Origin of the sequence: uncultured Shimia sp., from assembly GCF_947493595.1 — a bacterium.
In the GTDB taxonomy this organism is placed as follows: domain Bacteria; phylum Pseudomonadota; class Alphaproteobacteria; order Rhodobacterales; family Rhodobacteraceae; genus Shimia.
Genome location: NZ_CANLRL010000002.1, coordinates 347,364 through 372,309 on the forward strand (window position 1 = coordinate 347,364; position 24,946 = coordinate 372,309).

General features: G+C 54.6%; 18 protein-coding genes. 7 read left to right on the forward strand and 11 right to left on the reverse strand.

Going from position 1 to position 24,946, the window contains the following annotated elements; translation table 11 throughout:
* Positions 1 to 56 precede the first annotated feature (56 nt).
* Together glf and Q0955_RS07255 are read right to left on the reverse strand one after the other, a co-directional pair.
* Positions 57 to 1,181 carry a UDP-galactopyranose mutase gene (gene glf / locus Q0955_RS07250; protein WP_299423209.1) on the reverse strand — a complete coding sequence of 375 codons (1,125 nt, stop codon included), beginning with the start codon at positions 1,179 to 1,181 and terminating at the stop codon, positions 57 to 59.
* Between the two features lie 123 nt (positions 1,182 to 1,304).
* Complete coding sequence (locus Q0955_RS07255) at positions 1,305 to 2,126, reverse strand: hypothetical protein (RefSeq protein WP_299421901.1); 822 nt, start codon at positions 2,124 to 2,126, stop codon at positions 1,305 to 1,307.
* A gap of 205 nt (positions 2,127 to 2,331) precedes the next feature.
* On the opposite strand from Q0955_RS07255, the gene Q0955_RS07260 reads away from it, so the two are divergent.
* On the forward strand, positions 2,332 to 8,358 hold the full coding sequence (locus tag Q0955_RS07260) for a glycosyltransferase (RefSeq protein ID WP_299421903.1): 6,027 nt from the start codon (positions 2,332 to 2,334) through the stop codon (positions 8,356 to 8,358).
* Between the two features lie 21 nt (positions 8,359 to 8,379).
* Here the strand turns inward: Q0955_RS07260 and Q0955_RS07265 are convergent, their stop codons facing one another.
* From Q0955_RS07265 to Q0955_RS07280, 4 genes are all read right to left on the reverse strand, one after another.
* Positions 8,380 to 9,873 carry a glycosyltransferase gene (locus Q0955_RS07265; protein ID WP_299421906.1) on the reverse strand — a complete coding sequence of 498 codons (1,494 nt, stop codon included), beginning with the start codon at positions 9,871 to 9,873 and terminating at the stop codon, positions 8,380 to 8,382.
* Complete coding sequence (locus Q0955_RS07270; protein ID WP_299421909.1) at positions 9,870 to 10,979, reverse strand: hypothetical protein; 1,110 nt, start codon at positions 10,977 to 10,979, stop codon at positions 9,870 to 9,872. The genes Q0955_RS07265 and Q0955_RS07270 overlap by 4 nt, the downstream gene beginning before the upstream one ends.
* A gap of 107 nt (positions 10,980 to 11,086) precedes the next feature.
* A complete protein-coding gene (locus Q0955_RS07275; RefSeq protein WP_299421911.1) occupies positions 11,087 to 11,758 on the reverse strand; it encodes an ABC transporter ATP-binding protein in 672 nt (223 codons plus the stop codon).
* Between the two features lie 15 nt (positions 11,759 to 11,773).
* Positions 11,774 to 12,886: a sugar transporter gene (locus tag Q0955_RS07280; RefSeq protein WP_299421913.1), complete on the reverse strand. Its 1,113-nt coding sequence runs from the start codon at positions 12,884 to 12,886 to the stop codon at positions 11,774 to 11,776.
* A gap of 528 nt (positions 12,887 to 13,414) precedes the next feature.
* On the opposite strand from Q0955_RS07280, the gene Q0955_RS07285 reads away from it, so the two are divergent.
* Positions 13,415 to 14,239 (forward strand): ABC transporter permease, encoded by an 825-nt coding sequence (locus Q0955_RS07285; protein WP_299421915.1) that lies wholly within the window; start codon positions 13,415 to 13,417, stop codon positions 14,237 to 14,239.
* On the opposite strand, the gene Q0955_RS07290 is transcribed toward Q0955_RS07285, so the two are convergent.
* Positions 14,236 to 15,222: a glycosyltransferase gene (locus Q0955_RS07290; protein WP_299421918.1), complete on the reverse strand. Its 987-nt coding sequence runs from the start codon at positions 15,220 to 15,222 to the stop codon at positions 14,236 to 14,238. The genes Q0955_RS07285 and Q0955_RS07290 overlap by 4 nt on opposite strands.
* Positions 15,223 to 15,383: 161 nt before the next feature.
* Between Q0955_RS07290 and rfbC the strand changes: the two genes are divergently transcribed.
* Genes rfbC through rfbA form a run of 4 tightly spaced genes read left to right on the forward strand, consistent with a single transcriptional unit; the run spans position 15,384 to position 18,768 of the window.
* A complete protein-coding gene (gene rfbC, locus Q0955_RS07295; protein WP_299421920.1) occupies positions 15,384 to 15,953 on the forward strand; it encodes a dTDP-4-dehydrorhamnose 3,5-epimerase in 570 nt (189 codons plus the stop codon).
* Positions 15,950 to 16,996 (forward strand): dTDP-glucose 4,6-dehydratase, encoded by a 1,047-nt coding sequence (gene rfbB / locus Q0955_RS07300; RefSeq protein ID WP_299421923.1) that lies wholly within the window; start codon positions 15,950 to 15,952, stop codon positions 16,994 to 16,996. The genes rfbC and rfbB overlap by 4 nt, the downstream gene beginning before the upstream one ends.
* A 33-nt stretch (positions 16,997 to 17,029) precedes the next feature.
* Positions 17,030 to 17,893: a dTDP-4-dehydrorhamnose reductase gene (gene rfbD / locus Q0955_RS07305; RefSeq protein WP_299421926.1), complete on the forward strand. Its 864-nt coding sequence runs from the start codon at positions 17,030 to 17,032 to the stop codon at positions 17,891 to 17,893.
* Entirely contained in the window at positions 17,890 to 18,768 is an 879-nt protein-coding gene (gene rfbA, locus Q0955_RS07310) for a glucose-1-phosphate thymidylyltransferase RfbA (protein ID WP_299421928.1), read from the forward strand. The genes rfbD and rfbA overlap by 4 nt, the downstream gene beginning before the upstream one ends.
* A gap of 18 nt (positions 18,769 to 18,786) precedes the next feature.
* Here rfbA and mutS read toward each other — a convergent pair whose 3' ends face one another.
* Positions 18,787 to 21,402 carry a DNA mismatch repair protein MutS gene (gene mutS / locus Q0955_RS07315; RefSeq protein WP_299423212.1) on the reverse strand — a complete coding sequence of 872 codons (2,616 nt, stop codon included), beginning with the start codon at positions 21,400 to 21,402 and terminating at the stop codon, positions 18,787 to 18,789.
* A 180-nt stretch (positions 21,403 to 21,582) separates the two neighbouring features.
* Between mutS and Q0955_RS07320 the strand changes: the two genes are divergently transcribed.
* A complete protein-coding gene (locus Q0955_RS07320) occupies positions 21,583 to 22,452 on the forward strand; it encodes a ribokinase (RefSeq protein WP_299421931.1) in 870 nt (289 codons plus the stop codon).
* Between the two features lie 75 nt (positions 22,453 to 22,527).
* On the opposite strand, the gene msrA is transcribed toward Q0955_RS07320, so the two are convergent.
* The 3 genes from msrA to Q0955_RS07335 all read right to left on the reverse strand — a co-directional run bounded on the left by msrA (position 22,528) and on the right by Q0955_RS07335 (position 24,690).
* The gene (gene msrA, locus Q0955_RS07325) at positions 22,528 to 23,190 is read right to left on the reverse strand and encodes a peptide-methionine (S)-S-oxide reductase MsrA (protein WP_299421934.1); all 663 of its coding nucleotides are present in this window, start codon (positions 23,188 to 23,190) and stop codon (positions 22,528 to 22,530) included.
* A gap of 100 nt (positions 23,191 to 23,290) precedes the next feature.
* Positions 23,291 to 23,947: a sugar transferase gene (locus tag Q0955_RS07330; RefSeq protein WP_299421938.1), complete on the reverse strand. Its 657-nt coding sequence runs from the start codon at positions 23,945 to 23,947 to the stop codon at positions 23,291 to 23,293.
* Positions 23,944 to 24,690, reverse strand: coding sequence for an NAD-dependent epimerase/dehydratase family protein (locus Q0955_RS07335; RefSeq protein WP_299421940.1), 747 nt, complete (start codon positions 24,688 to 24,690; stop codon positions 23,944 to 23,946). Before Q0955_RS07335 ends, Q0955_RS07330 begins: the two co-directional genes overlap by 4 nt.
* Between the last annotated feature and the right edge of the window lie 256 nt (positions 24,691 to 24,946).

Genomic DNA, 24,946 nt, shown 5'->3' on the forward strand with positions numbered 1-24,946 from the left:
GTTCTGGTATGGACGGGAAATCAGGTCAGAGCGTCTGCGGTATAGCTTTGCCGAACTCAGTCTTTTGACTCATGGCCGCGTTGCCGCAGGAATTTCTCTGAATAGTCCAGCGCCTCCGCAATGGTCACATCCATATCGAGGTACCGGTAGGTGCCAAGTCGCCCAACAAAAGTGACGCCTTCCTCCGATCGCGCCAGGGTTTCATATTGTGTCAAAAGAGATTTTTCCTCGACCAATCGGATTGGGTAGTAGGGAATGTCATTCGGCTCACACGCGCGAGAATATTCTTTATAGCACACCGTTGAGTCATGTGTCTCCCAGGGGGCAAAATGTTTGTGTTCGGTGATACGTGTGAAAGGCACATCGGGGTCGCCGTAGTTCATAACGGCACAGCCCTGCCAGTCTCCCACATCAGTAAACCGCTCAAAATCCAAGGTTCGATACCCTAGACGACCCAACTTTTCACCAAAGTACCCGTCCAGTGGTCCGGACCAAAACACATGCTGCGCCTTGGAAGCATGCATGGAAGTATAAGGGGTGTTTAAATGCACATCTATTCCGGGGTGGTCCAGAATACGGCCAATCAAATGTGTGTATCCCTGCTTTGGAATACCTTGAAAACGATGAGAAAAGTAATTGTCATTGTAATTAAACCGAAGCGGCAGTCGCTTGAGGATTGATGCAGGAAGTTCAGTGGGCGCGCAGCCCCATTGCTTCTCGGTGTACCCTTTGAAAAATGCTTCATAAAGTGCGGGTCCGACAAACCTTAGTGCCTGTTCTTCAAAACTTTGCGGATCTGAAATGCTGGTGTCGGCTTGCGTAGCCTCAATGAAGGTCCGCGCTTCTTCCGGATTAAAGGTCTTGCCAAAAAACTGGTTGATTGTGTGCAGGTTGATGGGCAGCGAATAAACGGCACCGCCAACCGTTGATTTGACTTGGTTGCGATAGGGCATGAAGTCCGCAAACCCGGTCACATAATCCCACACCCTTTGATTGTCGGTGTGAAAGATATGAGGTCCGTATGTGTGGACCATGACTCCGGTGTCCTCGCAGCGCTCCGTGTGACAATTTCCGCCAAGATGATTGCGGCTGTCCAGAACTGTGACTTTGAGGCCCGCTTCTGCCAGTGTTCTCCCGATGACAGCGCCGGAAAATCCCGCGCCAACAATCAAAATGCTCATCCCGGTTCCATTCATACTCAAGTCAGTTGGCCTATTTCTAGGCGCACAAATTGACTGCAACAACCTAACATCGGGTGACAGCTAGACGGATTGCCTGGCCTTCTGACTGTCCCACTCGACAAATCAAAACTGAAAGCTTTGTTTCTTGTGTCCATCCTCAAGTGCCTCCTGCACGTTTCGGATGTTTGGTACCAAGCCCATGATACTGGCAGAGTTTTGCCCGCGTGTTAAAAGCGCGTCATCAACCTGTTTGGCGTAGTTATCAAAATTCTCTGGCTTGATACCCACAAAGTTCAACAGCTCGGAGATGCGTTTGCGACCAGCCTCCGGGTCGGAATAAACATCTTCAAAATAAACCACAAAAGGCGAAACATTGCTTTGCGTCATTTGTTCGGAAAGGGTTCGCCGGCTGTTGTAGCTGCGAGCCATTTGGTGCATTGCGCTCCGCTGATCAATAGCATCCAGTTTGACCTTTCCGGATTGGATACTGTCGTAAATCTCTCGCACGCCATTGCCACCCCAAGCTCCGGTGAGCTTTGCCAATTCCAAAGATAAAATGCGCTTTGGTTCGTCACGCCGATCCAAAATGATGTGCCGGTACCCCAATTTCGTGGCGCTGGCCATCAGTGCCAAATTGAACTCGTCTGGGATCAACTCATAACAGTGCTTGATGACGGGTTTAGTCTCGAGAGCGTGTAGAATGTTCTCTCGTGTTGCTGTGGGGGAGCCGTTTTCCTGCCAGTGCTTTACGATCCACCCTAGTACGCGATCCACATTAAAAGGCTCGTGTTGAAAACTTGGAAACTCTGATAAGTCTTCGAGCAAAGCGGCGAGGGTGGTCCCTCCTGTGCGCTGCATTGTCCAAACAATAAATGGGGCGCTCACGCGTCTCTTCCTTAACTTAAAATACTCACCGGAGGTAACATTGGTGAGGAATTCAGACAAGTGTTGCCAGTGATGGCCCGACGCAACCGCAACCAGATATGGTCATGTCGCAATCGCCGAAAGCTCGTCTGACCACACCCGACTTCAAATCTGAGCACACCACAGCGCCCAATTCACAGGTTTCAGACAATAAAAGGAAAAGCCCCCTTTACCCCGCGCCTCAGGTAAGAAAAACATAGATACCGTTACTACATTTGTTGATTTTATGCCAAATTCCAAAACGCACTTGTCGGACGCGTCTGTGCCGGCCATCTCGGTCATCGTTCCAGTATTTAACGTGTGTGATCACGTGGTGGCTTGCCTGAAAAGTATACAGAGTCAAACCTGGACAGATTTTGAGGTGATTGTGGTGGACGACGGATCCACCGACAACAGTGGTGACTTGGCGGCCCGGTTCTGTGAGTCTGACCCGCGGTTTTATGTGATTACGCAGCAGAACCGCGGCTTGTCAGGGGCGCGGAATACCGGTTTGGAAGTGGCACGAGCTGAGGTCATTTCTTTTGTCGATAGCGATGATTGTATTGCACCCCAGTTTTTGGAGCACCTTTTTGCGGTCTTGCAGGAAAGTGGAAGTGATTGGGTTTCCTGCGCGATGAAATCTTGCTTTTCTGACGGGACATGGTCGGAACATTCGACAATTCATGGCGCACCTGTTCCGTCAGAGGAGGTTGATGCCAAGCGGTATGACTTTTCCAATTGGTCTGATGTGATCCGCCACTTTCCATCAGCGTGGAACAAACTCTATCGCCGCAGTCTGATTGGTGACTTGCGCTTTGACGAAGGCACCTGGTTTGAGGATCACAGCTTCTTTCAGCGCTTGGCCGCGCGTACCGACCATATTCAGCATCTGTCACTGCCTCTTTATCTACAAACCCGTGGACGTGACGGGCAAATCACTTCATCTGACAGCGAGCGCGTGTTTGAACAGTTTGATGTGCTGCGGCGGCTGCGTGCCATTTTGATGGAGGGGCCGCATACTGGCGCTGAAGCCGCATTTTCAACACTCGCCAGCCGCTTAATCAGTGAACGCAGTTTGGTTTTGCACGATCCAGAACGGCGTGCCCGTTTCGCTGCTGCCGCTGGTGATTTTCTAAGCGGTCACGGCCTCTTGTTTTCAACATCTGACCACAGTGAGATCGCAGCAAGCTGGGGTTTGGAGATGGCAGATGAGCTGCCGTTGAGTCTTTGTATCCTCTGGCAATCGGAACCGGTGTCAGAGCTTCAAGTGACACTAGAGAGCCTCGCAGAACAGTTTGCGGTGGGATTTGAAGTCATGTTGGTCTGTCGCTCCAGTACGGTCGCGTCAGAGGTGCTAAATTTAAATCCCAATCTGCGGGTGTTTGACTGTTCCAAACGGCCGATCACAGAGCTGTGGCAAGAGGCCAAAGGACGTCTGGTGAATGTGCTGCGGCCCGGCGTGACGTTGGAGCCTTATGTGTTGGTCCACCGGGTCAACAACATGCTGCGCCATCAGGCGGAAATGGGACTGACGGCCTATCATGTGCGCCCGACCGCATCTGAAGAGGGGGAAATCCACTATCACAATGGGTTTGTGGACATGCGCAGCTTGCCATCGGGTACGCCGGAAAATGGCATGGTCAAGCTGGCGCCGGACACCGCTCTTGCGATGGCTCCAGAATTGTCAGCCTGCATGTTTGACCGTGGCTTCCTGCAGGAACAGAGCCTGTTCTTAACGCAGTCACCTCGAGCGGGCTGGGCTTTGCAATTGGCGGCAGCCATGCTGTCGAGGCATGTGCATTACCACCGCTGGGCAGGGGTCACGGTGCCGCAGGACACAGGCGATATGGGCGCCTTGGGAAAAGGACACTCCGCTCTTGTCAAAGCCTTGCCGGGGCAAGTACAGCGCGATTTGCCACCGGGATGGCAACGCCGACTTTTTGACCGAGCCTATCGTGCAGAAGCGCTGTCTCGTATGGAACAACCTCGCCTCAAGCGACGGTTATTTCTGATAGAGGCAATGGTCCAGGCCGCACGCTTCCAGTTAAACGGACTTATGCCGCAGGAAGCCGGGCTTGATTTACCGGAGCTCCAAGGAACAGATTGGGTGCTAGATCCCATTGGTCTGGCACGTTTGGTGCTCAGGCGCCCACGGGGCCGATCTTTGCTGGAGCGACAAAAAGATCTTGATGCCCGCGTCAAAGCGCGTCGGACAATGGATCAAACCCAAACGCTTCTGGTTTTTCCCGCATCAGATGAAAGCCAATTCACCTGCATTGCCGATTTCACAAAAGCGGGCTACGCAAATTTCGACTTTCTGTCTGACGATCGACTTTCGGTGCCGGTTCATTTCTCACTGCGCCAAAAAGAGAGTTGTGTTGTGTTTAACCGCCGCGACAACAACGGTTGGGGTGAGGAGCGAAGCTGGCCGGTTGTCTTACCAAAATCTGTGGTTGAAGTGACTGTCCACATTTTGGGTCGCCACGTCAGGCTTCATCTGGATGGTGAAGTGTTCTGCGAATTTGATGTGCCACTAGGACGTGTCTCGCAGAAATCCGGCGTTCTGGATATTGCGTTTCTCGGTTTGAAGGGCAAAATTTCTCCGGTGGAAATTGTACCGGTTTTTCCCACCCGCGCCCTCCGTCTCGGCGAAAGGCTTGTGCTGCAAGCCGCTTGCTCTGCTGACACGCATCAAGTGATTGACTTAAAAACAAAATGCGCACTCCCGGCGACCACTATTTTGACTGTCTCAGACAGGTCCGGATTACAGGTAACCGTGCCGGGCCGCTTGTGGATTGACGTGGCGCAAGACGAATCCGCTGCGCTGTGTTTCCAACTGCAAACAACACAGGGTGATCCCGTTGGCCCACCGTTGCAATTGACGCGTCAAGACTTCGCCCGTCACGTGGAGATCCTGTTGCGACGTCATCCAAGCGGCACAGACACAACTGTCGTGCTGGCCGCGTTGGAGCACATCCACAATGCCGGTATTTTTTCAATGCTCAGTCGTGACGCCCAAGAGACCGCCCAAGACCTTGCCGCGTTCTTTCGGCTCGAAAACTACATTCAAGGTCCGTCTGATGCCTCTAGCGCACCGGATCGGTCTGCTGCGGCAGACTCACTTGTGGCGGAGGTCGACCCGGAGACGCAAGAAATTGACCGTGCGTTGGCAGTTCTGGCGAAATGCCTCAAGGCGGGCAGCAAGGAGGATCCACTTGATGTTGTCGCGCAGCTTGTAGTGTCTTCGAATGCACGCCAAGCGGTCTATTTATCTTTGGGAGAATTTTTCGCGCGCCAAGATCAGGACTTTGAAACCTATTTTGCACTGGTGAGTGCCGCGGGCACAGACCGATACGTCCCGAACGGGCATCCTTGGCACGACTCTGCAGTGTTGCCTTTCTTGTTCATGCAGGGCGACATGCAATTGCTTGTGGAGACTTTAGCCTCCCTAACCAAGCCCTTTGACGATTGGATTGTGACCACCACGCTGTCGTGGGTCGTGCGTCAAGCCTTGCATTCCAACCAGGTGTCTGACGCCCACCGACAAGACCTGCTCGCCGCCTATATGGCGTTCATTTCTAATCGTGCCTTAGACTATTGGGACCGCGTACATTGTCGAGAATTGACTTTGGCTGCCGTAGATCTGGCTGTTCACAACCAGGCTCGATCAACCAAGCAAGCGCGTAAACTCAATCACTTTTTGGCGCGCAACTATGGTTTGTCGCGCCTGTTTTGGGATCTGTTGGATCAGCGGGAGAATGCTGTCCTATCCTGTGAGCTGGCAAGCGCAAAAGAGCATTTCTCTAACCTGCGCGATCATGAAAGCAACCCCCAGGAGGCTGATTACGCTTTGCGCTTCTTCGAACGCTTGCGCTCTCCAGATGTTGCGCGCGTGCGCTATGAGATTTTTGGACCTTCGGGCCTTCCTTTGTCTGAGAATGCCGCGCCCACACTTGATGCGTTGTCTGAGGTATTTGATGAGCCGGCGCTGCCAGCCTTGCGCTACATGGCAGCGCCCAACAGTGCATCCGTCGACAGCGGGCTGTCCGCAGCGGTCTCAGCGCATCTGCCCCGTCTGATAAAGTATCAGCCCAGAGCGCCCTTTTTGGCAATGCAGCAGGATGTGGCAAAAGATATTGCTGCGTTGCTTGCGGCACCAGACCAGGTCCTTGATCTGGAAAGCTTCGATGATCTCATGCACCGATGCCACTTGTTAGGAAGGAAGCGGGATAAATTCCTGGGGATCGCGCTACGCATTGTGCTGATCAACGGGTTCAGCCAAGTCCCCCAACAATCATCCGTTATGGATCGCATTGTGCAACTGATCAGGGATCAGGTTGCGACATTTGAAAGCGAGAGCAAACTGGCTCTGGCCAACTGCACGCCAGTCCAATTGGCCCTGGCGAAGCTGCGTCATGATGGTGGTGATCCCGGCATTGTACGGGAATTGGTTGATTTGCTACTCGGAGTCGAAAGTCAGTTACCAAATTATCCTGACACACTGGAAGAGGGGCTTGGCGGGTCCCCTCTGTATGACACAATTGTCACGGTTTTCTCCTGTAAGCCCCATCTGAACACGCGCATCCCAGCGTTGCGCAGTGGGTGGTTGCGCCTGTTGGAGGGGCTCGGCGTGCCCTACGTGATTGTGGTTGGCGATGGTGACGGTCGCAAGGAAGGTGATGTGGTGCATCTGGATGCGCCGGACACCTATGAAGGCCTGCCTCAGAAAACACTGGCCACAATCCAATGGGTGCATTCCAAAACCAATTTTGGGCATATGGTGAAAGTGGATGATGATTGTTTTCTCAACGCTCCATTGTTCTTTCAGTCTCTAAGCTACCGAAAATTTGATTACTACGGTCGCAAGCTCATACGGGAGGTTGGAGGGCTTGATCGGGTTTGGCACCAGCAAAAATCCACGACACAACGGGGTCGCATGGAACTCGATAAATCGCCGGAACCGTCCACTTATGCTGACGGCGGATCCGGGTACGCTCTCAGTCGAAACGCCATGGCTGCGGCGTTGAGCGCGGCGCAAACGTCCGCGGGTCAGGATCTCATCCAAGTGTCCTTTATGGAGGATAAGTTGCTGGGCGATTTGCTTGGTTTGCGTGGGATTTCGGTTGTGAATGAGGACTATACCGTAACCGTGCGGCGCCGGATGCATAGCAGCGGCATTCCTGTACCCTCCTGGCAAAATGGCTTTAACAGCAGTTTGACCGCGCCCGTGCATTTTGTGCATATGGACACGGTTGAAGGCCAGCAGGAGGCAGTTGCGGGGCTAACCAAGCTTGAGCTGACTCCCAAAAAGATTTGGCCAACCTATCAAAAGGTGCGTTTGGGCTATCAAAGCAATGCGCTTGAGTTGGTGTCGCCAGAAGCGCGCTTACACCAAGCGCGTCACGCAGAGGTCGCCCTTGTGGCCTGTGTGCGCAACGAGATGTTCATTCTACCGCATTTTCTGGATCATTATCGCAAGTTGGGCGTTGGTGCCTTTTTGATTGCGGATAACGCGTCTGATGACGGTACGTTGGAATACCTCGCAGAACAGCCAGATGTATCCGTCTTTTCTGTGGATACGGATTATCGCCTGTCGCGCTATGGGGTCGCTTGGCAACAGGCCCTCTTGGCAGAATATCGGGTCAATAAATGGAGCATCGTTGCTGATGCGGATGAGCTGCTTGTTTGGCAAGAAAACCAAACCCAAAGCTTGCCGGATTTGCTTGCTGAGCCCGATTTTACTCAGGCCGAGGCTGTCCGATTGTTTATGCTTGATATGTATCCCAAAGGTCCGCTTGAAAATGCGCGATTTACCGGCAACCCGTTTGATGAGGCTGGCTATTGTGACCGCGTGCCATTCCTGCGCAATTTGCCTGCCTTCGGGCCTTTTTCCGATGGGCCTACGTGGACAAGCGCTCTGCGCCACCGCCTGATACCAGGTTCACGTCCCAACCTGTTTGTGGCGCAAAAACTGGCCTTGTTGCGTTACCAACCTTGGATGCGTTTGTCTGCCGGCTTGCACTATGTTGGCGACGCGCGCTTGGCAGACCGTGAATTGATTTTGGCGCATTTCAAATACAACGCGGATTTCCGTCGTAAAGCGCAAACAGAGGTCGCCCGTGGTCAGCATTTCAATGACGCTGAGGAGTACCGGAAATACTTGGCACTGGCATCTGAGGGGCGCAGTGTGATCTACGATTCTGACTGGTCGTCACATTGGACGGAGACGTCCTTTGCACAGAAGATTTTTGGCGCTCAGACCAAAGCAGAGTGACCTACGTCGCCAGCCGGTTCTTTAAGAGGCTTGTACCGGCGCGTAATGGGTCATCAGCTCATGAATATGCGTGTCCATTGTGGTGGGCGCACGCGCGGACCGCCAATAGGCGTCCATATCGATTTCCCCTTTTAAAATGGTGGAGATCCGAGCGCAGAATGCCTGAACGTCTCCCGCCGGAAACACCATTTCTGGACAGTTTGCGAGTTCCTGCGCTCCCCCCATATCCGCGGTCAGCAGCGGGATATGACGGCTGTGCAATTCAATGGCGACCTGCGGTAGGTTGTCGTGCCAAAGCACTGGAACCACTCCAACATCAATGCCCGCCAAAAGTGCCTCCAGATCATCGTGGGAATATCCATCCACATGTGTCAGCTCCGCAAGTCGATTACCAAGCTTGTCTAACCGTGCCATGGTTTCCTCGTCACCTTGCCTGGCTGCGGCAGTAAAGCGCACGCGCTTTGCTAGCTCGTCTGGCAGTGCTTCCAGCGCGTCGAGAAGGAACATGAAGCCTTTGTCGCGCCGCATGTAGCCGAGAAACCCCAAAGTGAACGTGCCATCGCCGCGCAACAGCTGCGCGCGCGGCGGCGTGCGCTCAAACGCTGCAGCCTGCTGAGTGCCAATGTAGCTGGTTATGCAGATCTCTTGGTCCAAACCGTATTGAACCGCAATGTTCCGCACTGCCTCCGACACACACAGAACCAAATCGCAATTTTGGTTGATGGTTTTCACCATTTCCGCCCGCCGGAGGACAAACTTCTCTGCAATCGGAGCGCTGTCTTTAGTCCTAGCTGGCGGCGTTGCTGATTTTGGTTTGAGAAGCTGCCTCAGACGTTTCTGAAGGCCAACGGCGCGTCGCCCAAGTCGCATGACCCAAACAAAGCTAAAGTCGAACCCCCGGCTCCCCGGCTCCAAGCCAGCTTTTTTAAGACGAAAGGACAGCCCATTTGCCAGTTTTATGTGATGTGCATCATGACCGCCGGTCACACACTCAGCGCATTTGCGCCCGTTCGCAAAATCTTTGCAGGTTTCTTTTTCTTGGTACCAAAAATTAACCTGCGGGCAGAACGGGTAGTAATTGTGCAGAGAGAAGATGACTTTGGTATGTGGCCACTTTCGCTTGAGGGCCAGCGCAGACACAGGCAGCCCCTCAATGTTGTTGAAGTGAATCACGTCATAGGGGCCGGTCTTTTCGACAAAATCAAAGAATGCTGCTTGCGTTGCGCTGTGGTCGACTTGTGCCAGATCCCCAAAGCAATGATGCGCCGGTGCCAAGACGCCGGAATTGATGATTTCATAGTGACGTGGCTGATTGCGGTTTTTGCCGTGCCGCAGCGGCTCCCAGCGCACCTCTCTGGCAGGCAAGTCGTAGGCGAGCCCTGCTGACAAAAAGCTGACTTCTACATCCTTTTTCTGCCCCAACTCCGCCATCACATTGCGTTGGTATATCGACACCCCACCGCCGCGACTTTCCGCATCAAGGTAGTCGACCCAGTTGTAGTAGAGAATTTTCACTGCGACTCCGGTTTTGAGGGGGCAAGACGTTTCTCGATGTCTGCCAAACGCGTGTTTAACTCGTAAACATCCTTGTGAAGCCGATCACGCAATCTGGCATTATCTTGTATTAGAAAACTAATGTATTTTAGCATTTCAACTCTGTCTGGCGTATCAGGAACTGGCGGGTGAGTCGCAAAAGAGTCGGCCACAGGCGCAGTATTTGGGTTGTCTTTCATTGCCTCTAAGCCGCGACGTGACGCTTCAATCACTTCATCAAACTTCAGCGGTTTTGTATCATCTGACCGATGGCCATCTAACTGTTGAGCCATACATGACTTCAGCCAGTCCGCCAGATCCTCACTCATGCCAGTGTTTTGCGTGATTCGAGTGAGTTCCAGAAATCGCTCTTCAAGGCGCAGATTGATCCTGGGGCCAGGCACATCCCAACGGCCCGCATTTTTGCCGCCAAAAGGAATACCCAATACACCAAGGAAATCCTTAAAAAGACCGTCGTTTTCACGCAGTGCCTCACTGTAGGGGCGCACGACGACGGATTTTTCCCCAAACAGTTCGATCCATGGCTTTAAGGCAAGGTCATAGTCGTAGTGGATCGGTTCCATGATGTCACAGACGGTGCTGTTAAAATCTGGCACGGGTTGTCTTAGTTTCACCAGTTGATTGTACCATGACCGCAAATGCGCATCTGGCCGCCGCAAAAACGCGATAATCTTGAAGTTAAACTCAGTTTTGACTGGGGTAATGATGTCTGTGAAAATTTGGGCGGCAGCTGGATTGGCCCCCATACGCATAAATTCTTCCGAGCTGATGAGCACTGAGGGACATTGGCTTTTGGTTACGTAGTCAAAGAAGTTATTCCAGCGTGTGCGCGCAGGAACGTCATTTTGAAACCCGTATAGCAGCGAAGGCACGCCAGCTTCACGGTAAACCGAAAAAGCCAGTTGCGAGTGTTTGGCCATATCGCAGAACTCTTCCGGGTAATCCACACCCTTGTTCCACAAAGTTCCGAGTTCTCTCAGAGTTTGCCTGTTGCTGTTCAAAAAGACCTGCAGAGCCGTAGTGCCGGTTTTGTAGTGGCCTATATGGATGTAAATGGTTTTGGTCATGTTCAATTCATTAGGTAAACTGGGTGCCTGAAACAGCTACACCATGAGCAGGTAAAGCGGCGGGAGGCAATGCAAAAGCATGGCGCCGATCAGAGACATTGGCCGGTTCATTTTTTTGCACGACCGCGGGACATAATTTCTAAATGGGCCTCTACCGCTTCATGAATGTCTTCAAAATACTGAAGATGCCCATTTGACAGCACCACGCCTGAGTCACAAAAGTTTCGCACTTGTCCCATGTCGTGACTGACCAAAATGGCACTGGAAGTTTGCATGCGTTCCTGGAAAAGTTCGCGGCTTTTGGCGCGAAACACAGCATCACCCACAGCTGTGACTTCATCCACCAGGTAGGTGTCAAAGTGAATGCCCATGGAGACACCAAATGCCAATCGCGCCTTCATTCCCGAGGAATAACTGCGCACCGGCATAAAGAAGTGATTACCCAATTCGGAAAATTCACGCACGAAATCACAAAGTTCGTCGCTGTCCACGCCATAGACTCTGGCGACAAAGCGGATGTTCTGGACACCGGTTAGATTGGCGTGAAACGATCCGGCAAACCCAACCGGCCAAGAGATCGAACCATCGCTCACAACGCGACCAGAATCTGGTCGCAAGGTTCCCGCAACGATTTGCAGCAGGGTGGATTTCCCCGCGCCGTTACGTCCCAATAGCGCCAAGGAGCGGCCACTCGGAAGCTCCATATTGAGGTTATTGATCACAACCTTCTTGTGCCCGCGCACGCGAAAGCTCTTCACGAGGTTTTCAATTCGGATCATGGGTCCAGCGCCACCTTAGCTTCGATCGCGAATGGAGTAGTACACCAGCGTCAAGATCGACCACGAGAGCAACAGGCAAAGTGCTGCCAACGCCACAATGGTGAACCGCTTTGGATACTCGCTGGACTCCGCAAGCGTAGGTGGAACAAATGTGGCCAGATAGCGGCTTTGGCGCTGCGCTTTTGCCCGTGCCACATCCACAGCGGCCAAAGTCGCGCGATACGTGCCTTCAGCATACTCCCGGTCAACAACTAGACCTTCGTATTCCGCAATCAGATCCGGATAGTCTTCTTGCCCAGCCCCGGTTTCGATGGATTCCGTGGCGAAAGCTTCCCGTTCCAGTTTGATACGGTCTTGAATGGCGGCAATACGCCGTTGCACTTGCGAGATGCGTGGGTCACTTGCAGATGTCGTGCTTTTGAGCAAGTCATGTTCGATCAGTGCCTCTGCCAGCTGCTGCTGAAGGTTGCTCATGACACCCATGCGACCTTGCAGATCTGATGCGGGATCTACGATCCGTGTCCGAGTTCGAAATGCCGTCAGAGCCTCGCGAGCCTGTTTCAAGCGTTCAACAGAGGCCTCCAGGTCTTCGCGTGCATAACGCATAGCGTCATCGCGAGCCTGATCGTTCAGAGCATTGATCATGGCTTGGCTGTGAGCCACGATACTGGAAGAAATTGCGTAAGCCGTTTCCGGGTCAAACGCTTGCACCCGCACATCAATAAGTCCTGACGTGCTGTCGAGGGACACGCGGATAATCCGTGACCAAAACCATTCCAAATCTTCAATGGTTGCATCCGGCCACAGGGAGAAAACCGGGTCTTCCTCCCAGTATTGGCTGAAATGGGCGCGCAGACCAACACTGTCTTCAACCAGGCGCACCATGCTTTGGCTCAGAATGAACTGATACAGAATTTCACCATCGCCTGAACTGTTGCCGCCTGCCAGTTGCGCAAGCCCTCCCAATATTTCCTGAGCACCAGCGCTCTCTTCCTGGCGCACAGTAAATCCAGTGACAGAGCCATACTGATCCTTGGCGACACCCCATAGGTAACCAGTAATGCCGCCTAGCGGCAGTACAACGAGCAAAAAGAAAGACGCGACAATCACCCAATGTCGAGTGCTCATACGGGCGGCCCTTGCGGGGGGGGTGGATTTGGCTTTGGGAGGCTCATTTGGCTTCTTTGGAATCTGAGCAGGGGGGGGCGCAGGTTTTGGCACCGGCAACTTTTCGGTCTCGGCGCCCTGAGTCTGCGGCGTATTGTTTGTGGCCGCGGCGCTCTTTGTGTCGGGCTGCTGCTTCGACGCGTTGTCTTTTACGTCTGTGGCTTGCCCGTTGCCAGATCCACCTTGGCTCGGCTTTTGAACCTTCTGAGCGGCGGCACTGCCGCCCTTCTCGTCGTCATTGTTTGCAACAAGATTTAGTTTTTCGGGGTTACCTGGCGCTGCACCTACGGAAGCGGGTTTGGAGGCCGCTTCGGGTTTTTGCTGCTTCGGTGTGTTAATATCACCTTCGGAAACAGAATCTTGAACAGCTTTAGGTGCACCTTGCCCCTGGGATGCATCTGACATTATGTGCCTTTGTAAAGCATAATTGAAATCTAGCTCTCATTTAGCATACTTCATTTCCGAAACGCTAGTATTGGAATCTTATCTATGTCCTCTTCTAACGACGCCTCCTTTCCGCCTGCACAGCGACCCAGGCAAACACGGTCTGCTCGATTTGGTACGTTTCGCTCCGTTGCAGCATTGATACTTCGGGAAATGGGATCTCGGTATGGGCGGTCTCCAGGAGGGTACGTTTGGGCGTTTCTTGAACCGCTTGGCGGGATAATCATCATGACCATCGGGTTCTCTCTAATTATCCGTTCGCCGCCAATTGGGACCAGTTTTTTGTTGTTTTATGCAAGCGGAATGCTGCCATTCTCGCTGTATATGTCACTGTCCAATAGCGTTATGCAGTCGTTCAGGTTTTCCCGCACTTTGTTGAAGTATCCGGCTGTCACGTGGGTGGATGCTGTGTTGGCGCGCTTTTTGCTGAACGCGCTAACAGGTTTGATCGTGATGATTTGTTTACTCGCTGGCGTTCTGGTCGTTTCAGACACACGTGCGGTTTTAGATTATGTTGCTATCTTACATGCTGTTTGGATGACCTGTTTGATAGGGTTGGCGGTTGGCGTGTTAAACTGCGCGCTTAGTGGGATGCTGCCTGTCTGGCAGCAGGTTTGGAGCATTCTTTCACGCCCACTATTCCTGATGTCGGGTATCTTCTTTTTGATCGATGCCTTCCCGGACAAAGTTCAAAAATTCTTGTGGCTCAATCCCGTAGCCCACGCCATTTCATCCATGCGCGCTGGATTTTACCCAACCTACCGTGGCGAAAATGTGGATCTTGTCTATGTGGCGGTCTTTGGCTTGATCACATTGTTTTTCGGGATCGTCCTGTTGGTCCGATATCATCGGGAGATATTGAACGGTTAACCATCCGGCCTTGGCGACGTCACCTTTGACCAGTCTAGTACCTGGGAGTGCGACGCCGAGGTCCGGCGCAGCAATCCGTCAACCACCGCGTGCCGCAGCAGTTTCAAAAATATCCGCTGCTGCCCTTTGTGATGCCGGGTTTTGAGGGCCCATTTCGGCAAAACCACAAACAGCAGCGGCGCAAAATACAGGCCGGCCGCTTCGCGGTACAACATCAACAGATTGCGGTGGTAATAATAGACTTTCCACAACGGTCGGAACCGGAGGTCGTTTTCGCCAAAAGTCGAGCAGTCATGCTCAAACTTGAGGTCAGGGATGAAGCCAATTCGTCCGCCCGCCTTGCTAAGTGTCAATGTGTAAAGCCCGTCTTCTCCGTAGACAAACAGGCGCCCGTCTGGATACCCTACTTTGGCAACTGCCGCGCGCGACACAAACAATCCAACAAATGATGACACATCAATCTGTTTGGGTTGCCCTTGGTAGTCGTCTGGCGTGATGTGAAACCCATCTCGCCCACCACGTCCCAGCAGCGTATTCAGGAACACTTTTCCATGCCAAAATGGATTGCGGGAGGGCCGGTTCATGTCACAAATTTCGCCATGGGGATAGTAAACCGCTGCAGCCAATCCGTCCCACGGGGACACGTCCATCTCTTGAAATTTGGCAAAAGTTCCTGGGGCGGGCCGCCCGTCGTCGTCCATCACCACAAGCCAGTCGGGATCATATGTTTCGGTCACCAGACGCATTCCATGCTCAAATCCGCCAGCGCCGCCACGATTTTCTGTCATGTTTTCCACAATCAGCCGGGGATCGGTCTGCTGCGAAAGCCACTCATCCGTGCCGTCTGTTGAGGCGTTGTTCACAACCAACACGCCTTCAAGGTCATGAGTAGGCGCTGCCAACAGGCGGGCAACTGTCTGCTTGAGTTTCTCTAGGCGGTTAAATGTCACGACTACGGCAAATAGCCGCTTTGGATGCTGCACGTTTTGCAAAGAAAGAACCTTTTCCAATATGGCTGAACACATCCCAATTTCCAATCACGCTGTCAAACCGGCTTCCTCAAACAAGTCTGTGGACGTGACAAGTCGCCAACAGATTGATAGCACTCACATATTGATTGCAGAAGGGTTTAGGGGCGTGGGCCATGAAAATTGAAACCACAAAATTGGACGGTGTCCTTTTGCTCACTCCTGACCGATTCGGCGATGATCGCGGGTTCTTTAGTGAAAGCTGGAACAAGCGGCGGATGGCGGAGCACGGACTTGAGTTAGATTTTGTGCAAGACAACCATTCTCTTTCCTCCAAAGTGGGCACAATCCGAGGGCTGCACTATCAAACCCCTCCACATGCGCAGGCCAAATTGGTGCGGTGCGGTCGGGGGGCACTGTTTGATGTGGCTGTGGATATTCGGGCTGGGTCACCCACTTTTGGTCAATGGGTTGGGGCAGAATTAACTGCAGAAAATGGTTGCCAATTGTTGGTTCCGGTTGGATTTGCCCATGGCTTTGTGACCCGTACGCCTGACACTGAAATTGTGTACAAGTGCACTGACTATTTTGCACCAGATTGTGATCGCGCCATAGCTCACAATGATCCTGCTTTGGGCATCAATTGGGGCGTTGAAACAGTTTCGACCACACTCAGCGACAAAGATGCCTCAGCGCCGCTTTTGGCTGATATAGAGCCTGTTTTCTCATGGGAAGATCAAAAATGAAGATCCTTGTAACCGGCGGAGCAGGCTTTATCGGATCCGCGGTGGTACGTCTGGCGGTCGCGCGCGGTCATCACGTTGTCAATCTTGATGCGCTGACCTACGCCGCTTGCCTGGAAAATGTCGCCTCGGTTGAGGCTAATCCGCTGTACGTCTTTGAGCACGCCGACATTCGAGACGCAGATGCTCTGACGCGAATTTTTACGGATCATCAGCCTGACGCGGTGATGCATTTGGCGGCGGAAAGTCATGTCGACCGGTCCATTGACGGCCCTGGTGCGTTTATCGACACCAACGTGACGGGCACCTACACACTGTTAGAAGCGGCGCGCACGTATTGGCAATCCAAAAGCAAGCCGCAGAGTTTTCGGTTTCACCACATTTCCACAGACGAGGTCTATGGCACCTTGCAGGACGACGGGCAGTTCACCGAGGATAGCCCTTACGCGCCTAATTCGCCCTATGCCGCCTCCAAGGCCAGCAGCGACCACTTGGTCCGCGCGTGGGGTGAAACCTATCACCTGCCATTTGTCATCACCAACTGCTCCAACAACTATGGCCCATTCCATTTCCCGGAAAAACTGATCCCTGTGGTTATCCTGAACGCGCTGGCAGGCAAAGATATTCCGGTCTACGGGCAAGGCTTGAATGTACGTGATTGGCTTTATGTCGAAGACCACGCTGACGCATTGCTTACCGTTCTGGAGAAAAGCAAAAACGGCCGGACGTATAATATCGGCGGTGAAAATGAAGCTCGCAATATCGACCTTGTGGAAAACATCTGCGCAATTCTGGATCGCTTACGCCCGACGGATCGACCCTATTCCAGCCAAATCACCTATGTACAGGACCGCCCCGGCCACGATTACCGCTATGCCATCGACCCCACGCGCCTCCGCGAAGAGCTGGGCTGGCGTCCGTCTGTGACGCTGCAAGAGGGCTTGGAGAAAACCGTGCAATGGTATTTGGAAAATCCTGAGTGGTGGCAGGCTTTACAGGCGCGTGACGGGGTGGGTCATCGCCTCGGCACAACAAAAGGCACTTAACCGCGTGCCGCGGGAAACCGAACAGGAGCGACGATGAAAGTTTTGGTGTTTGGAAAAACCGGGCAGGTGGCACGGGAATTGCAAGCTTTGTCTGGTGCAGAAGTTCAGATTGAAGCGTTGAGCCGCACTGAAGCAGATCTCCAAAATCCTCCCCAATGTGCCGAGCGTATCCTGTCAACAGACGCGGATGTCGTGATCAATGCAGCGGCTTATACAGCCGTAGATCAGGCCGAAACAGAGCCTGATATTGCAGAGATTATCAATGCAACGGCCCCCGGTGCCATGGCCAAAGCCGCCGCTGCTCGCGCTCTTCCATTCCTGCATATCTCCACCGATTATGTGTTTGCCGGGGCAGGGGACACGCCCCATGAGGTCAATGATCCAATTGGCCCGATAAACGAATACGGCCGCAGCAAATTGGCAGGTGAAGAGGCTGTACGCGACGCAGGTGGTCAACATGTGATCCTGCGCACCAGCTGGGTGTTTTCTGCGCATGGGGCCAACTTTGTAAAATCCATGCTGCGCTTGAGTGAGAGCCGTGACGCCCTTTCCATTGTGGCGGATCAACATGGTGGACCAACGCCTGCAGGCGACATCGCGGCGACATTGCTCACCATGGCGCGTGGCCTTTTGGCGGGGAAACCGTCCGGCACCTATCACTACGCGGGCATTCCCTCGACCACTTGGGCGGATTTTGCCCGCGCCACTTTTCAATCGGCCAACAAAACGGTCACCGTGACCAATATCCCCAGCAGCGGCTTTCCGACCCCTGCAAAACGCCCGCTCAATTCCCGACTGGATTGCGCCACGCTTCTGTCGGATTTTGGCATTACACCTCCGGATTGGCAGGCGGGACTCACCCGCGTGATCACGCAATTGGAGCAGGGCGACACATGACGGCACGCAAAGGCATTATTCTGGCAGGTGGCACCGGTTCGCGGCTGTATCCAATCACCATCGGCATCTCAAAACAGCTTCTGCCGATTTATGACAAGCCGATGATCTACTATCCGTTGTCGGTGCTGATGTTGGCTGGCATCCGTGAGATCGCCGTCATCACCACCCCGCAGGATCAGGCCCAGTTTCAACGCACACTTGGCGACGGCAGCCAGTGGGGCCTCAGCCTCACCTACATCGAGCAGCCGAGCCCAGATGGACTTGCCCAAGCCTATCTTTTGGCCGAAGACTTCCTGGATGGCGCCCCCAGCGCCATGGTTTTGGGTGACAACATCTTCTTTGGTCACGGTCTTCCGGAACAGCTTGCCACCGCTGATGCGCGGGCAACCGGCGGAACAGTTTTTGGCTACCGTGTGGCGGATCCGGAACGCTACGGCGTGGTTGCTTTCGATGAGACCGGCGCGGCCAATCGCATTGTCGAAAAGCCCCCTAAGGCGCCATCTCCCTACGCGGTAACGGGTCTCTACTTCTTGGACAGCACAGCGCCTGAACGTGCGCGCACTGTCACCCCATCGGAGCGCGGTGAGCTGGAAATCACCACATTGTTGGAAACCTACCTAACTGAAGGTGCATTACAGGTGGAGCTCATGGGGCGTGGATACGCCTGGCTCGACACCGGCACCCACGCCAGCCTTCTGGACGCAGGCAATTTTGTGCGCACTTTGTCGGATCGCCAGGGGCAGCAGGTTGGCAGCCCGGAAGAAATCGCCTGGAGCAAAGGTTGGATCACCGATGACGAGCTGCGCACCCGAGCAGAAATGCTTGGCAAATCCGGCTACGGGGCTTATCTCGCCGCACTTTTGATGGAGAAATAGGCTCTATTTCAGCCAAAATCAGCTCTCAGCCAAGTCTTTCAATTCGTAGATTAGATTTAAAGCCTCACGCGGGCTAAGCGAATCTGGCGCGACATCCGCAAGTTTTTCTTGTAATGGAGATGGCCCACTTGGTGCCGAAGCCACCGGCGGAGGTGCCGCGGCAAACAATGGCAGATCATCAATCAACGCCTTCTGCGTCTTGCCTTCCCGTTCACCTTTTTCGAGCGCATCCAAAACCACGCGGGCGCGATCGACCACGGCCGCAGGCAAACCTGCCAACTGCGCAACTTGCACGCCGTAGCTGCGATCGGCTGCGCCTTGGGTGACTTCATGCAAGAAGATCACTTCGCCTTCCCACTCCCGCACCGCCACGGTCGCGTTGTCCACGCCAGCCATTTTCCCGGAGAGCTGAGTCATCTCGTGATAATGGGTGGCAAACAAGGCCCGCGATTTGTTCACATCATGCAAATGTTCCAGCGTCGCCCAGGCAATCGACAAGCCATCGTATGTCGCCGTCCCGCGCCCAATTTCATCCAAGATAACCAAGGCGCGGTCGTCCGCCTGATTGAGAATGGCGGCCGTTTCCACCATCTCGACCATAAAGGTAGACCGTCCTCGCGCCAGATCATCACTCGCGCCCACCCGGCTGAACAGCTGGCTCACAAGCCCAATCCGCGCGCTGTCTGCGGGCACAAAGCTGCCCATCTGCGCCAGCAAAGCTATGAGCGCATTCTGGCGCAGAAAGGTCGATTTACCCGCCATGTTGGGACCGGTCAAAAGCCAGATGCTCGCGGCATCGCCGCCTGACAGGTTGCAATCATTGGCCACAAACGGATCACCAGACTTGCGCAAGGCCGCTTCGACCACAGGATGCCGCCCGCCTTCGATGGCAAAATCCAGGCTTTCGTTCACCTCGGGGCGGGTCCAGTTTTCATTGGCAGCCAATTCTGCCAATGCCGCCGCCAAATCAAATTCAGCAAGCGCTTTTGAAGCCGCAGCTACTTGACCCGCTTGAGCCAAGATTGCGCTTTTTAGGCTGTCATAGAGCCGCTTCTCGATCTCAAGCGCCCGATTTCCGGCGTTCAGGATTTTGGTTTCCATCTCACTCAACTCAACCGTGGTGAAGCGCACCTGATTGGCGGTGGTTTGACGGTGGATGAATGTCTCATTGAGTGGCGGCGACATCATCGCATCTGCATGTTTCGCCGTGGTTTCGATGAAGTAGCCCAACACATTGTTGTGTTTGATCTTAAGTGCTGAAATCCCGGTCTGTTCAGAGTACTGCGCCTGCATGCTGGCAATCACGCCACGCCCTTCGTCACGCAGTTCCCGGCTTTCATCCAGTTCTGGATCATAGCCCGGCGCGATGAAACCGCCGTCACGCGCCAGCAATGGGGGCTCTGCGATCAGCGCATCTTCCAGCAGGTTGAGCAACGCATCATGATCGCGCAGCGCATCTTGGGCGGCTTTCAAGTCTTCAGGCAACTCGCCAGCATAAGCGCGCTCTGAAATCTCTCCTGCCTGACCCAAGCCATTGCGCACGGCAGCCAGATCCCGGGGGCCGCCCCGGTCCAATGAAAGACGCGAGAGCGCCCGATCCAAATCCGGCACTTTGCGCAAGGCGTCCCGGAGGTCCGCAGCCTCACTGCGAAATTCTGCCATGTAAGACACGCTGTCTAACCGTCCGCGAATGGCGGCAAGACGTAGGGAGGGCGAGGACAACCGCTGCTCCAAAAGGCGCGCACCACTTGCGGTTACGGTGCGGTCGATAGTGGCCAAAAGCGACCCAGCCCGCCCGCCAGACAGGCTGGCGGTCAGCTCTAAATTACGACGCGTGGCTGCATCAATCTGCATCACGCCCTGCGTTGCTTCCCGCAATGGCGGTTGCAACAACGGCAATTTGCCTTTTTGGGTCAGCTCCAGATAATCCACGATGGCACCCAATGCGCCAGCTTCGGCACGGCCAAAGGCACCAAAAGCTTCCAGAGAGGACGCTTTGAACAGCGCTGACACCCGCTTTTCAGCTGAAACAGAGTCGAAACTTCCGCGTGACACGGCTGTCAGCGGCACACCCATGTCCTCAACCACAGTTGCCAAATCCGTTTCGGTGCCCTCGGCAACAAGCAGTTCACTTGGCGCCAATCGTGCCAGCTCCGGCCCCAAACGCACCGGGCTTAAGGGCATCACATGCAGCGCGCCGGTGGAGATATCAGCCCAAGCCAATGCCGCCTCGTCACGCACCACCGCATAGGCCCCAAGAAAATTGTGTCGCCGTGCGTCCAGCAAGCTGTCCTCGGTCAGGGTGCCTGGTGTCACCAGGCGCACCACATCCCGCTTCACAACCGCTTTGTAGCCGCGCTTCTTGGCCTCCGCCGGGCTCTCAAGCTGCTCGCAGACCGCGACGCGAAAGCCTTTGCGGATGAGCGTCAGGAAATAGCCTTCCGCCGCATGATGTGGCACGCCACACATCGGAATGTCATTGCCGTCATGTTTGCCTCGTTTGGTGAGAGCAATATCCAGCGCCTCTGCCGCCGCCACCGCGTCGTCAAAGAACATTTCGTAGAAATCGCCCATACGGTAGAACAATATCGCATCCGGATATTGTGCCTTGATTTCCAGATATTGCGCCATCATTGGCGTGACGCCTGACTTGCCGGCTTTCACTGCTCGGAACCCCCCAAGGTTTGGTTCCCCCCAGATAGCAAACCCCATCCCCTATCGGAAAGCGCAAAACGTGTTTTAAGATGATTGGGCATAGACAAGCGACGTCAAAATTGATCACTTGGTCAAAATTGAGAAGATGAACGGAACCCCATGGCGATCTACAACCTCGGCAGCATCAACGCAGATTACTTTTATCACGTGCCGCATTTGCCTGGACCGGGCGAAACTCTGGCCGCCACCAGCATGACACGCGGGTTGGGAGGCAAAGGCGCCAACATGAGCGTTGCAGCCGCACGAGCCGGCGCGCATACCGCGCATATCGGAGCGGTTGGGGGAGACGGCAAATGGGCCATCGGTCGCATGACCGAGTTTGGCGTCGACACCCGCCACATCGCCACTTTGACAGACACCCCCATGGGTCAAGCCCTGATCTATGTGGATGACGCTGGCGAAAACAGCATTGTGCTGCTCAATGGCGCGAACTTCCAAATCCCAAATCCAACCATCGCCAGCGCCCTATCCGAAGCCTCCCCAGGCGACACGCTCCTGATGCAAAATGAGACCCTAAGTCAGCTGGAAATGGCCAAAATGGCCCGCAGTCTCGATCTCTACATCGCCTATGCCGCAGCGCCGTTTGATGCCGCAGCGGTCACCGCTGTACTGCCCTATCTCGATTTCCTGATCCTCAACGAGGTCGAAGCGGCGCAATTGCAAGAGGCCACCGGCAAAACGCCAGAGGCGCTGGGCGTCGCCGATGTCATCATCACGCTTGGCGCCAATGGCGCGCGCTGGCTGCACAACGGCACCGCACGCGATTTCCCCGCCATGCCGGTCACCCCCGTGGACACCACCGGGGCAGGGGACACGTTTACTGGATACGTCTTGGCTGCGCGGGACCGGGGCCTGCCTATGGAGCAATGCATCGCGCTCGCCATGCGGGCCGGCGCCTTGATGGTGACACGCCAAGGCACCGCAGACGTGATCCCGGACCTCAAAGAAGTCGACGAGGCCCGCTTCTAAGCGTGACCTCGTCTTCATCTGTCCAAAAATATCCTGGGGGAGTCGCATTTGGCGACGGGGGCAAAGCCCCATCCGTCAGTGTCCTACAAACGGCGCGTCTGAGCCCCAAAGCGCCTTCACCCGCGCATCCCGGCCACAGGCCTTGCGATAGCGTTTATACGCCTCACTCTGTTTCTTAGGACCAAAACGGGTCAGCACAATCTTGGAGCCTTTGTAGTAATCCTGATGATAGGCTTCAGCCTTGTAGAACTTTCCTTCGCGCAGAATGGGCGTCACGATGGTCTGCCCCAACTGCGCCTGCGCCTTGGCTTTGGCGCTCTCTGCAAGACCCTGTTCCACCTTATTGGCCACAAAAATCGCTGTGCGATAGCTGTCACCACGGTCACAGAATTGGCCACCCGCGTCGGTCGGATCAACTGAGCGGAAGAACATATCGAGCAGCGTTTCCCGCGTTACCGTGTCTGGATCAAAGGTGATTTTCACCGCCTCATAATGGCCGGACCCGCCTTTGGTCACATCCTTGTAGCTGGGGTTCTTTGTCGACCCGCCAGAGTAACCGGAGACCACACCGCGCACGCCGGGCACGCTTTCAAAATCACTTTCCACACACCAAAAGCAGCCGCCCGCCACCACCAGCGTATCGGTGCCCATCGCATGGGCTCGGTGGCCATGGGCCAATCCGCCAAGCAGGATCAAAACGGACAAAGCCACGGTCTTCAGGTTCTGCAAACTTGTCATAGCGACACTCCTTCTTGCCGCCACCCTGCGCCCAAGTTCCCTCCCGGCTCAATCCCTTGAAACCGGATGTCACAACTTGGTGAAGCAAGGTGAAGACGGGTTACAGAAGCCACTTGCTGCGACCGGGGCGATAGACAGGCGCTACCCGTCGAAACACAGTGGCCACAGTCAGACGCTGGTCAAATCCCAAAGTGCGCCGCTTCGAGTAGAGCAAATCCAATCGCGCCTTACGAGGCACACAACGCCGCTCATACACCGCCTCTGTCTCCTCCGGCGTTTTACAATCTTCTAACAGGCGCTCTTCAGTCCGGTGGTAAATTAAAGTTGCCAAGCCGGTCACTCCGGGGCGATCTTTGAGCACCTTCGAATACAGCGCCGGAAACCGCTCCACATAGCGGCGCAGCGGCGGGCGTGGCCCAACAAAACTGATGTCGCCCTTCAGGATATTGAACAGTTGCGGCAACTCATCCAGCCGATAGCGCCGCAAAAACTTGCCGGTCTTGGTGATCCGATGGGCCTTGTCGCCACCGGACACACCGCTGTCCCGATCCACATTTCTCATGGTGCGGAACTTGTAGAGATTGAACCCCTGCGTCGGTGTTTTCATACGCTCCGACACATACAGGATTGGCCGCCCATCCCGGATCAGGATCATCACCGCCACAATCAGCATCACCGGCCACAGGATCAACAGCAGAAACAGCACCCAACCCAGGTCCATCATCCGCCGCCCAAAGGTGGTGCCCTGTCCAATCATTCTGCTGCCTCTGTCAATTTGCGCCACTCCGCAATCATGTCCTTGGGCGGTACCACAAGATTCTGCCCCGTCAAGCGGCGCAGGCGCGCCAGCGACATGGACACCTCTGCCAGCGCCGTTTCTTGAGCTGGGCGCCACACAAACGGGCACTCAGCGGCTTCGAGCAGCTCGTGCATGGCCACGGGGTTGGAGGTGGCAACATTCACAATGTCGGGCATTGTGTCGACGGAAAGAAGGCTGTTCACAGCCAGCCAGACAACAGTGGGCGTGGCGTAGCTGCGGATTGGACTTTGGCCAATATCAAAGCCATCCAGCGTCACTGGCTGACCGCTCTGAATTGCGCGGAAAAGACTGTCAGCCCCAACCACATTAGACAGCCGCATTGCGCAAGATATCGGTTTGTCGGGGAGAGGTGGAACACCTTGAAACAGACTCTGTTCCATCTCAATCTTGGCCACCCCATAGGCATTTATGGGAGCCAAAGCAGTGATTTCTGACGCCTCCCGCGCGGGGCCGTAAACCGCGCTGCTGGAGCAATGCAACACGCGGTCCGCGTCGCAGTCTTTGGCAATCTGTACGGCTTGATGAGCGAGGGTGATGTTATCAGACACATTGCCCTGTCCCGGCACCACGCCCCACAGTGCCAATACGGCGTCAGCTTTGGGCGGCGGGCCTTTGGGATAAACCCAGTCCACCCCGTCGCCAGCCCGTCGCGCGCCCCAAACGATCTGCCATCCGGTCAACAGGTCAGGTGACGCCGCAATGCATGCCTTGAGCAAGCGCCCAAGCTTCCCAGTGCTGCCCAGCACCAACAGGGTTTTCAGTGAGGAAGGGGCCGAAGAGCCCAAATGTGTCGCCGAAGTCAAAAGTCAAAATTCCAAATCAATTTCCTGTTCTAAAGTGCCGCCACGACACCTGCTGTCAACCGCATGAAACGTATCCAATATGTAAAATTCAGCTTGGAAACCCCGCGGCACAACGATAGCGTCCCGTGACTTT